Below are 10,440 nucleotides of genomic sequence, written 5' to 3' on the forward strand. Positions count from 1 at the left end.
ATAGACGTCTCTACGCCATTATACCTATGACTTATGATTTGTGAATATGTGAGCCCCTCTATAAACCTTTTAGATACTAAGTCGTTTTAGAACATCAAAGATATATATAGTTTAAAAAAATCAAAAGACTAAATCTATTAGATTTAGCCTTTCAAGCTATAGCATCATATTTTGCTTCCGATACTTAATCGGAGATACCCCAGTTACCTTTTTGAAAGCGGTACTAAAATAATGCTGGGTATCATATCCAACCATTTCAGCAATTTCAACGATTGGCATATCTGTTTGATTCAATAATTCAATTGACTTTTGAATTCTCATATTTGTAACGAATCTGACAAACGAAACGCCTAATTCCTGCTTGATTATTCGGCTTAAATAGACAGGTGAAACGTGGAGATGGCTTGCGACACGTTCTAATGTTAACGAAGGGTCTGTGTAATTTTCCGTGATAAACTGTTTTGCTCGTCTCACGATTGGCGATATTGCTGCTTCATTTTCCAATTCATCACTCAATAGCTGGTAGACTTCCTGTACAGAACCGACACTTTCCTCAATATGCTTTTTTACAATATTCACAGACATTTGAAGTGCTTGATAAAGATCATGTTCAATTTGGCACCAATTTTGCTCTTGGTAATCATCCCAAATAATCACGACAAAACGCTCTGACTCATCTAAAAACAGAATATGTTGTTTTGCTTCTAAGTGACATGTTATCTCATTTCGGATAGAAGTAAGTATGATTCCTTTCTCTTTTTCATTAAGGAAAGGTTTTTTTGCGCTATATTCCGGACAATGGATCATAACAAGCTGTTTTGGGATTTCCATTGGAAGCTCAAGAAAGCTGAGCTGTCTTTGAACTTCAGCATCTTCTAGTTTTCCCTCACTCCATTCTCTAGCAAACTTCTCACGGAGCAAAGGCATATTTTTTGCAAGCTGGCTTGATGCAATGCTTAATAGTTCATCTTGTTTAACGAATTCTTCTAGCTGTTTTTTCACACCTAGAAGTACTTCCCTCAGCTGAAGTGGATCTGCAGGCTTTAAAATATAATCTGTTACCTGTAATCTTACAGCCTCTTGTGCATATTTAAACTCATCATGTCCTGTAATAATCACTACTTTACAGCTTGGAAGCTTGTTACGAATTTCCTTAATCAAGCTCAAGCCGTTCATAATTGGCATATTTAAATCAACTAATAAAATATCTACCTGATATTTTAGCGAAAGTTCCAAAGCCTCTTCTCCATCTTCCGCCTCAGCGATAACATTCATACTAAGTGAAGACCAATCGACAGAGTCGCGTATTCCTTCACGAATAATCGGTTCGTCGTCTGCTATAAGCACATTCCAAACGGTTTTTTTCATCGGCAAATCCTCCTCTCTACACAATTATTTCGGTCGTTCCTTTTCTATCGGTAAAACAATTGTAACAGTTGTTCCATTCGCAATTTCGCTATCTATTGAAATCCCATAAGCTTCACCATACGTTAGCTTCAAACGCGATTGAACATTCATCATTCCATAGCCAAAATCCGCTACTGCTCCCTGTTTATTTTGTATGTCGACGTTGTTCAACTTTTGTCTTAGCAATTGAAGGCGATCACTTTCAATACCTTTCCCATCATCCTTCACGGTAATGACGAATGTATCGTTCGAGACTTGCGCTTCAATATGAATATGTCCTGGCCCTTTTCTTTCTTTAATCCCATGATAAATAGCATTTTCAACAATCGGTTGAAGTATGAGCTTCACAATCATGAAATCATTTGTTCTCGGGTCTATCTCGAGCGTATAATTTAATTTGTCACGATATCTTGCTTTTTGGATTTTTAAATAGCTTTTAATATGCTCAATTTCCTCTGAAAATAAGATAATGTCATTTCCTTTATTCAAGCCAATGCGAAACAGCTTAGATAATGAGGCAACTACTTCTGCAACATCTACTGCCCCTTGCTTTCTAGCCATCCAGCTAATCGTATCCAACGTATTATACAGAAAATGAGGCTTTATATGGGCTTGGAGACTGCGGAGCTCCGCCTCTCGTTTTTGCCGCTCTTGACGTTCCGTTAGCTTTAGTAGCTCATTTATCTTTATAATCATCAGATTAAAGCTTCGTCCAAGCATCCCAATTTCATCATCTCTGTCCCCTTTATAGCGAATATCAAGATTACCTGATTCAACTTTTTTCATAAAAGACATCAATTGGACGATTGGCTGAGACATCGAATTTGAAAGATAATAGGATGCTGTCACACCGAATAACACGACTAAAAACACAAAGCAAATGACGAATAAATGAATCGTTCTTACCTCAACAACCGATTCATTTGATGAAAAAATTCCAACGGTTGTCCAATTTGTAAACGGTTGCTTTTGATAGATAAATTGCAGCTTATCCCCATCTATCTCTTCGGAAAAAAATCCTGAGTCCTCAACATTTAGTAAACGCTTTGGAACCTCGTTAATTAACGGATTTGCCGGTGCATAAATTTGTTCTCCTTCTTCATCAATCACCATAAGATAGCCAGATTTTCCTAATTTCACGTTTTTTGTAGCCTCTGCAATGACGCGTAATTTTAAATCGATCAAAACAACTCCTAATACCTTTTGAGTTTCCGGCTCGATAATCGCTCGGACAACAGTAACAACCTCGCTGTTTTTATAATTTACATGACTCGCAAGGCTTCGCTCTTTTGGATGACCGATAATTTTAACGATCCCTTCATTTGCTACCGCTTCCTTATACCAAGATTCTTTCGTAAGATCCTTATTTCCCCTCGTGTATAAATCATTACTAATATACTCTCCCTGACTGTTAACGACTAAAATGCTTGCAACTTCTGGGTAAAGTGTCGATAACCCTTGCATAAATTGCCTTATCGAATAATCCTCATCCTCAGTAAAAGCACTATTTTGCTCAGTAAGAAATTCTTTTATTTCCGGGTCCATTGATAAAAGATAGCTTATATTTTGCATATTGCTAGCATATGATTCAAGCTTCTTATTTACTTGATCAATTAATTGTAACGTATGCTCGGTTTCTTGCTTATCAATGATTCGCTCAACCGTATATCCTGTTAAGCTGCCTAAACCAATTGAAGGAAGGATACTAATAATGAGCAATAGGGCGATGATTTTATGTCTGATCGGAAAATTATTTAGTTTGAATGCTCTATGGATCATGAATGTTCAACTCTCGATCGTTTTATTTCACTCTGCATAAAAGTCTTCCACATTTTCTTTTGTTACAATTGAAATCCCTGTATCTACATACTTAGGTAAAATCGATGTTTCATTGCTTATATTGTTTAATGCCTTTTCTTGATTATATTGATAAAGAAACTGTAATGACCAATAGCCCATATTCCATGTTCCTTGAGCGAGTGATGCAGAAATATCCCCCTCATGAATTTTATCAAGCGTTTGCTTATCCGTATCAAAGCTAATAATCTTTATGTCATTTCCTTTGTTAGTCGATTTTTTTGCATTAGCAATGCCTACCCCACCATTTGCCTCTGTTGTAAAAATACCTTTTATATCAGGATAATCCTTGATTATTTCCGATGCGGCCTTTTCCGATTGAAGCTGATCGCCTTTACCATCTTTAATCGCCACTACCTCCATATTTGGATATTGCTTTTCAATTGTTTCGACGAAACCATCTGTTCTTTCCTTATGATTTAGCTGATTTGGCAAGGTTATGACCCCAACCTTTCCTTTCCTACCTAGTAATTCAGCCATTTTATGTGCACCGGTTTCACCAGCCGAGAAATTATTTGTACCTAAAAAGGAAAAAGCCTTACTCCTTGGAGCATCTGAATCGAATAAAACAACAGGAATCCCTGCTTCAACAGCTTTGTTAATTGTTGTATTTAATTCATGAGGATTTATTGCAGAAATCGCAATACCTGCTGGCTTTTTAGCAATTACCTGTTCAAGGACAGTAATTTGCTCATGTGAGTCATACTGTGTTGCCCCGCGATATTCCGTCGATACATCTAATTCATTTGCTGCATCCTCAAATCCTTTTATCGCATTTTTCCAATAATCAATCCCTGCCTGAAACGTAACCATCACATATTCCCTTCCGTTATCATTCAATTCAGTCTGCTCTGGACGGAAAAGACTTGTTAGAGGTTGCTTTAAGTGATAGGCATAAACATAAAGAAAAAATAGGAAAAATAAAAGTGCATATACGATTAAAAGCTTTTTCACTTGTCGACACCTCTATTACTACCTTTTTAGTTTTCATTATACACATGTATAGTTACTCGTTCATTCCCTTATTGTAGCAATAAGAGATTTGTAAGGGAATAACCTAAAAACCCTTTCCTATTAAGGAAAGGGTTATTTAAGTTATTTTCCTAAACGAATTACATTCCATGATAATGCTGATAGACTCGCTTCAAGTTGACCATTGTCTACTTTAGATTTGCCATTGCTATGTGGAACAACGTTGGAACGATTCTGCTTGTTTGTCGCTTTAACATCATCATGCTCAAGAACGATATGCTCGAGAATTTTATAGCCTTCAAAACTTCGAATATCACAGTCAAGCAATAAGTTCTCTGTTTGATGACGATTGACAGCAAATATCGTTAATACCTCATTATCTTCATCATGAACAGATACCGCATCTAAATAAGGAATATCTGTAAAATCCTTACTATCGTATTTTGGTGCCGAAATAATTGAATGCAACGCTGTTCCTCTACCAAAAACGGATGCATGCATGTATGGATAGAAAATCGGCTGCTTCCATGCCTCTCCACCCTTTTCCGTCATAATCGGTGCAATAACATTGACTAGCTGTGCAAGACAGGCAATTTTGACACGATCTGCACGCTTCAGCATCGAAATCAACATACTTCCGACTAAGAGAGCATCCTCAAATGTATAGATATCCTCTAGCTGAGGAGGAGCAATCGACCATGGTTCTATTTTTTTATCCGCTTCATTTGAATGGTACCAAACATTCCACTCATCAAATGAAAGATTAATGGTTTTTTTACTACCTTTTTTAGCCTTGATATAATCTGCCGTACAAATGACCGAATAAATAAATTGGTCCATATCTAATGATTGTGCCAAGTAATTTCCTAAATCATTATCCCGATTTCCATAGTATGTATGCAAGGAAATATAATCAACATGATCATACGTATGCTCTAACACTGTTGCTTCCCATTCCGCAAACGTCGGCATTTTACGATTTGAGCTTCCACAGGCGACAAGCTCGATTGATGGATCAACCCATTTCATAGCCTTTGCTGTCTCTGCTGCGATTCTTCCATATTCATTTGCTGTTTTATGACCAATTTGCCACGGACCATCCATTTCATTGCCTAAGCACCATGTTTTTATTTTATGTGGTTCCTTATAGCCGTGAGAAATTCGTAAATCACTCCAATAGGAGCCAGAAGGATGGTTGCAATACTCAACGAAGTTACGAGCTTCATTAATACCCCTTGTTCCTAAATTAACCGCCATATTTACTTCTGCGTTTACCTTCTTCGCCCAATCAATGAATTCATTTGTTCCAATTTGATTCGTTTCCGTTGTACGCCACGCTAAATCTAAGCGTCGAGGTCGTTCAGATACAGGACCTACACCATCCTCCCAATTGTAACCGGATACAAAATTTCCTCCAGGATATCTTACTAATGGAACTCTAAGCTGCTTTACTAGCTCAATCACATCGGTACGGAAGCCTTGCTCATCTGCTGACGGATGATCTGGCTCATAAATTCCCTCATAGACAGCTCTTCCTAAATGCTCAATAAATGACCCGTAAATTCTTTCATCTATTTGTCCAATTTTATATTCCTTATCGACCGTCATTTTTGCTTTAACTGTCATGATTCATCTTCCTTTCACTATTTTTATTTGATTTTTAAGATTTCGCTATGATCGCCTTATTTACCTTCTTTTCAATCTTTAAAAATGATCGATCTGTTAACCAGATTTGAATCATAGATAGGATGCTGCCAAGGAAAAATAAGGCGGTACTTGGATAAGAAAACATTAAATAAAAAAATGCTGATTGACTAATAATGATCGCAATTGAAAAGTGAATATTTAATAAGCCCGTTATGAAGGCGTTTTTAATACAAGTGAGCACAGAACCTTGATAACGTATAAACAAAGGAAAAGCATGTGATGCTGTTACGAGATAAAAAAACAGAAACAGATAAAATGCTGAAATAGAGACAATCGAGAACTTCCCAATATTTGCTGCTAATATAAGATAATCGACATATAAAATTGCACCAACACTCACTAGAATCCAGCCGATCAGGTTAGAATGTAGAAGGACTGTTTTATATGTGACATGGAATGTTTTGAAAATAGAAAAATCCTCTTCTCCATTTAACCACTTCCTACAAACAGTCATCATCGCAACAGTTGCTGGAAAAAAACCAATAATGACTATTCCAAGTAAACTAAACATCAGCCATAACCCATTTAAATATGCTAATCTAGTAATCCATGTTAGCAATGTATTCATTCTACTCATTAATGTATTTCCTTCCATATGGCAAACCTCCTTGCGATTGAATTATTGTTGTAGGAAGTGTAAACTTACCCTTTTACACCACCAACTGCTAAACCAGAAATAAAATAGCGTTGGAAAAATAAAAACAGAATAATAACAGGTAATACAGTCATAACGGAACCGGCGATTAATACATCATAGTTATTTCCATATGGTGTTAATAATGTTGATAATCCGATCGGTAATGTAAACATCGTATTAGAGCGTAGAACAACTAACGGCCATAAGAAATTATTCCAACTCCCCAAGCCTTGTAAAATTGCCATTGCAGCGAATGATGGTAACATTAATGGTGCCATTACTCTTAAGTAAATCCCGTATTCCGAGCAACCATCAATTCTTGCCGATTCCATTAATTCTTTAGGTAAACCGATAGCATATTGTCTAAAAAAGAAAATGGCAACGGGTGCAACAATCATTGGTAAAATAACAGCCAAATAATTATCGATCATACCTAATGTCGTCATTAACTGATAAAGTGGCAGCATTAAAATTTCAAACGGGACCATTAAGATTAATAGCACTAGGATAAAAATCAATTGTTGACCTTTAAATTTGTAAACAGCAAGAGCGTACCCAACCATTGAAGAAAAAAATAGAGATAGGACAATCGTTAAACCCGATATAAGCAAACTATTAAAATACCAGGTCCAATAATTACCACCATTTTGAAACATATTCACATAATTTTTCATGCTTAGCTCATTCCAAGGTATTGATAAGGTAATCCCATTTCGAATTAACTCCGCTGATGGCCTCAATGAAGAGATAAATAAGCTAACAAGTGGGGAGATAGCAAGTAATGCGATTACACCAACAAAGATTACTAGAATCCAAGAAATGATTTTTTCCTTTTTTGTCATATACTTATCCCTCCTTTTTCAATGCGCCAAAAAATTTCAGCTGAAGAACGCTAATTACAAAAATAATGACCATTAAAACTACGCCAATTGCTGAGCCGAACCCCATATTATTCATTTGAAAGCCTTGCTGATAAATATAGCCAACAACTGTCAGACCAATGTTTCCTGGTGAGCCATTTTCCCAAAAAACAAAGCTTTCTTCATACATTCTGAACCCACCAATGACCGTTATCGTTGCAACATAAAGTGTGACAGGTTTTAATAATGGCAATGTAATATGGTAAAACTTTTGTAATACGCCTGCCCCATCGATTTCTGCCGCCTCATACAATTCTTTCGGAATATTCGTCAATCCTGCCATAAAGTAGATGATATTTACACCTACCCAGCGCCAGGATGCCAATAGCACCATTAAAAACATTCCAGTACCAGCATGATATTTCCATTCAACAGGTCCAACCCCAAAAAATCCAAGGATTGAGTTCGCTAATCCTTCTTCAGACTCACCAAACATGAGTCGAAAAATAACACCAGCAACGATAACGGATGTTAACGATGGTATAAAAAGCGAGGCTCGAAAAACACTTGCAAACTTCATCAACTTCGAGTTTAAAATTGTTGCCAAAATCATCGGAACCGCAACTAAAATAACCGTTGTCAAAATGACATAAATGGTTGTATTGTATAACGCTTGATAAAACGTAGAATTTAAAATCTTTGAATAGTTAGCTAAACCGATAAATGCCACCTGTCCAGGTAGTATACTTTGAAAACTCATTAAGATCCCTTTTACTAAAGGATAGAAAAAAAGCCCTAAAAATGAGATGACGAATGGTGCAACAAACACATAAGGTGCCATTTTTTGAGAAAATAGAAAATTTGTTTTCCGAACAGGCTTTACCATCTTATTTTCGGTAGAAGAAATTGGTTCCATGGGTTCAACCCCTTTTATTTCATATCAATTTTTTCGGCAAAAGGATCCCAAGTGATATAACATTCCCGAGATCCCTCACAAACAATACGCAAAGAGTTTTCTTTTAGTCTTTCAAAAGGATTATAAATAACTTTAATTATTCCTTATCTCATCTGCAGCTTGTTTCAGTGCCTCTTCCGGTGTTTGTGACTTTTGCCTGATGACATTTGTAAATACGTTTGTACTTAGTTGTTGCTGAACGAGCGGTGTTTTCTCAGTAATATTCACAGCATTAATTTCATCCTTAATTTCAAGTAACACATCAAAAATATTTGTCCCAAAGTATTGATAAAATTTATTATCTTCTTTCATTTCTTCACTTTCCCAAACATCCCAACGAGGTGGATCAAATCCAAGCACCTTCCAAAGGGCGATATTCCCTTCCTCAGATAGCTTTGTATACGCTAAAAACTCTTTTGCTAATTCAGCGTGCTCTGATTGATTGGTGACAACAGTTCCAGTACCACCCATTCCTGCAGAGCGATTTCCTCCCTCTTCCCATGCTGGTAGTGGGCGAATCGCAATTTTCCCTTTTAAATCCTGCATATAATCTGTAAAACGCCCCATATACCACATCGGCATCGCAACCGAAGCTGCTCCACCTTCATTCATATATTTGTAATATTCCTCCATATGGTTTTCACCACCAGGAGTCATCTCAGCAATCTTATGAGTATGAACCATATCGTATAGGAATTGAACAGTTTTAATATTTGTTTCATTATCAAGAATGACTTCCCCGTTTTCATCAAAGAAATCTGACCCTTGTTGAGAAACCATTGACCAAAATGACATAAACCCTCCTGTTTCAACGGTTGTCATCATAGCATCAGTATTTTCTACGACCTTTTTCCCTGCTTCAACATAATCATCCCATGTTTTAATCGAATCAATGTCTACACCAGCTGCCTCCATAATTTCGGTGTTATAATACATAACTGTTGCTCCAACATGTGTTGGAATACCATAATATTTTCCATCCTTCGCATAAATATCAAATCGCGATTCAACAAATTTATCCTTAACTGGCTCCACATATTCATTCATCGGCTCCAATTGTGGTTCACCTTGTAAATAGTTTGGAAAGCGGGAAATTTCTATATCAGCAATATCAGGTGCACCTTTACCAGACTGTAAAGCGAGTAATAAATTATTATGCATATTATCGTAAGGATACGTTTCAGCTACCAGCTTAATCTTCCTATCTGGGAATTCCTTATTCCAGCGTTCGACTGAATCTTTAAAGAGATCAGTGTGTAGCTCAACAAATGTCCAAAACTTTAATTCTGTTGCATCCTTATCATCACCTATAACTTCCGTTGATGTTGCCTCCTCTCCAGTTGTCTCCCCTTTGTTACATGCAATTAATAAGATAGCCATGAATCCTAAAAGAATAAAAAACAGACTTTTTTTCCTCATCCTAGCTCCCCCTTAATCTCGTTATTAAGCGCTTACAAATAATGTTCGTTTGATATGTGTCAAGTGCTTATCACCTCCTTCAAGGTCAAAGGAAAACTCGCCAAATGAAGTCTACGTGTACGTACACGAAAACATACATAAAATTATCGATAACCAACTGTTAAATTAAAAATATGTACTAATAGAACTGGAGTTTATTGTATGTGTAGAAGAAGTTTAGTAGGCAAGATATGAATATTTGTACTATTTCGTGTACGTACACGTTTTTAAATAAGAAAAGGGAAATAATCAAATCTTTAGGAATCAATAGTTAAATAGATTCACCTTTAATAATCTCATAATCAAGTAATGGTGTTGGTAAAAAGTCTCCACTGTCTATCTTGTTAATCAGGCTCTCTACCGCTTTGCAGCCGATTTCAACGATTGGATATTTGACCGTTGTAAGCCTTGGTGTAACATATTTCAGCATATCAATATCATCAAAGCCCATTACACCAACATCTCGCGGGATCTCATACCCTTTTTCCTTTAAAAAATTCATCACTTCAAGAGCATACAAATCACATGAGCATACAATCGCTGTTTTTCTATCCTCATTAAAAGAATATGTATGTAATACATCAATA

At 36.5% G+C, this 10,440-nt stretch carries 9 protein-coding genes; all 9 read right to left on the reverse strand.

From position 1 onward, the window contains the following. Positions 1 to 156: 156 nt before the first annotated feature. A complete protein-coding gene (locus HU235_RS11295; RefSeq protein ID WP_174880287.1) occupies positions 157 to 1,368 on the reverse strand; it encodes a response regulator transcription factor in 1,212 nt (403 codons plus the stop codon). A 24-nt stretch (positions 1,369 to 1,392) separates the two neighbouring features. After that, positions 1,393 to 3,186, reverse strand: coding sequence for a cache domain-containing sensor histidine kinase (locus tag HU235_RS11300; RefSeq protein ID WP_174880288.1), 1,794 nt, complete (start codon positions 3,184 to 3,186; stop codon positions 1,393 to 1,395). A gap of 27 nt (positions 3,187 to 3,213) precedes the next feature. Further along, positions 3,214 to 4,218, reverse strand: coding sequence for a substrate-binding domain-containing protein (locus HU235_RS11305; protein WP_174880289.1), 1,005 nt, complete (start codon positions 4,216 to 4,218; stop codon positions 3,214 to 3,216). A gap of 141 nt (positions 4,219 to 4,359) precedes the next feature. Continuing rightward, the gene (gene arfA, locus HU235_RS11310; RefSeq protein ID WP_174880290.1) at positions 4,360 to 5,862 is read right to left on the reverse strand and encodes an arabinosylfuranosidase ArfA; all 1,503 of its coding nucleotides are present in this window, start codon (positions 5,860 to 5,862) and stop codon (positions 4,360 to 4,362) included. A gap of 34 nt (positions 5,863 to 5,896) precedes the next feature. Continuing rightward, positions 5,897 to 6,538: a YesL family protein gene (locus HU235_RS11315; protein WP_095300055.1), complete on the reverse strand. Its 642-nt coding sequence runs from the start codon at positions 6,536 to 6,538 to the stop codon at positions 5,897 to 5,899. A 47-nt stretch (positions 6,539 to 6,585) separates the two neighbouring features. Further along, the gene (locus HU235_RS11320; protein ID WP_095300054.1) at positions 6,586 to 7,422 is read right to left on the reverse strand and encodes a carbohydrate ABC transporter permease; all 837 of its coding nucleotides are present in this window, start codon (positions 7,420 to 7,422) and stop codon (positions 6,586 to 6,588) included. Between the two features lie 4 nt (positions 7,423 to 7,426). Continuing rightward, complete coding sequence (locus HU235_RS11325; RefSeq protein ID WP_095300053.1) at positions 7,427 to 8,356, reverse strand: carbohydrate ABC transporter permease; 930 nt, start codon at positions 8,354 to 8,356, stop codon at positions 7,427 to 7,429. Positions 8,357 to 8,488: 132 nt separating this feature from the next. After that, on the reverse strand, positions 8,489 to 9,814 hold the full coding sequence (locus HU235_RS11330) for an ABC transporter substrate-binding protein (RefSeq protein ID WP_095300052.1): 1,326 nt from the start codon (positions 9,812 to 9,814) through the stop codon (positions 8,489 to 8,491). Between the two features lie 310 nt (positions 9,815 to 10,124). Further along, positions 10,125 to 10,440, reverse strand: a 316-nt coding sequence (locus HU235_RS11335) for a substrate-binding domain-containing protein (RefSeq protein WP_174880291.1), incomplete at its 5' end; no start/stop codon positions are given.

The sequence above is a fragment of the Metabacillus niabensis genome, from assembly GCF_902829255.1.
Lineage (GTDB): Bacteria > Bacillota > Bacilli > Bacillales > Bacillaceae > Metabacillus > Metabacillus niabensis.

Bases quoted from the DNA above. Each gene is read 5' to 3' on its own strand.
- HU235_RS11295 (WP_174880287.1), bottom strand. From the start codon at position 1,368: ATGAAAAAAACCGTTTGGAATGTGCTTATAGCAGACGACGAACCGATT.
- HU235_RS11320 (WP_095300054.1), bottom strand. From the start codon at position 7,422: ATGACAAAAAAGGAAAAAATCATTTCTTGGATTCTAGTAATCTTTGTT.
- HU235_RS11330 (WP_095300052.1), bottom strand. From the start codon at position 9,814: ATGAGGAAAAAAAGTCTGTTTTTTATTCTTTTAGGATTCATGGCTATC.
- HU235_RS11325 (WP_095300053.1), bottom strand. From the start codon at position 8,356: ATGGAACCAATTTCTTCTACCGAAAATAAGATGGTAAAGCCTGTTCGG.
- arfA (WP_174880290.1), bottom strand. From the start codon at position 5,862: ATGACAGTTAAAGCAAAAATGACGGTCGATAAGGAATATAAAATTGGA.
- HU235_RS11300 (WP_174880288.1), bottom strand. From the start codon at position 3,186: ATGATCCATAGAGCATTCAAACTAAATAATTTTCCGATCAGACATAAA.
- HU235_RS11315 (WP_095300055.1), bottom strand. From the start codon at position 6,538: ATGGAAGGAAATACATTAATGAGTAGAATGAATACATTGCTAACATGG.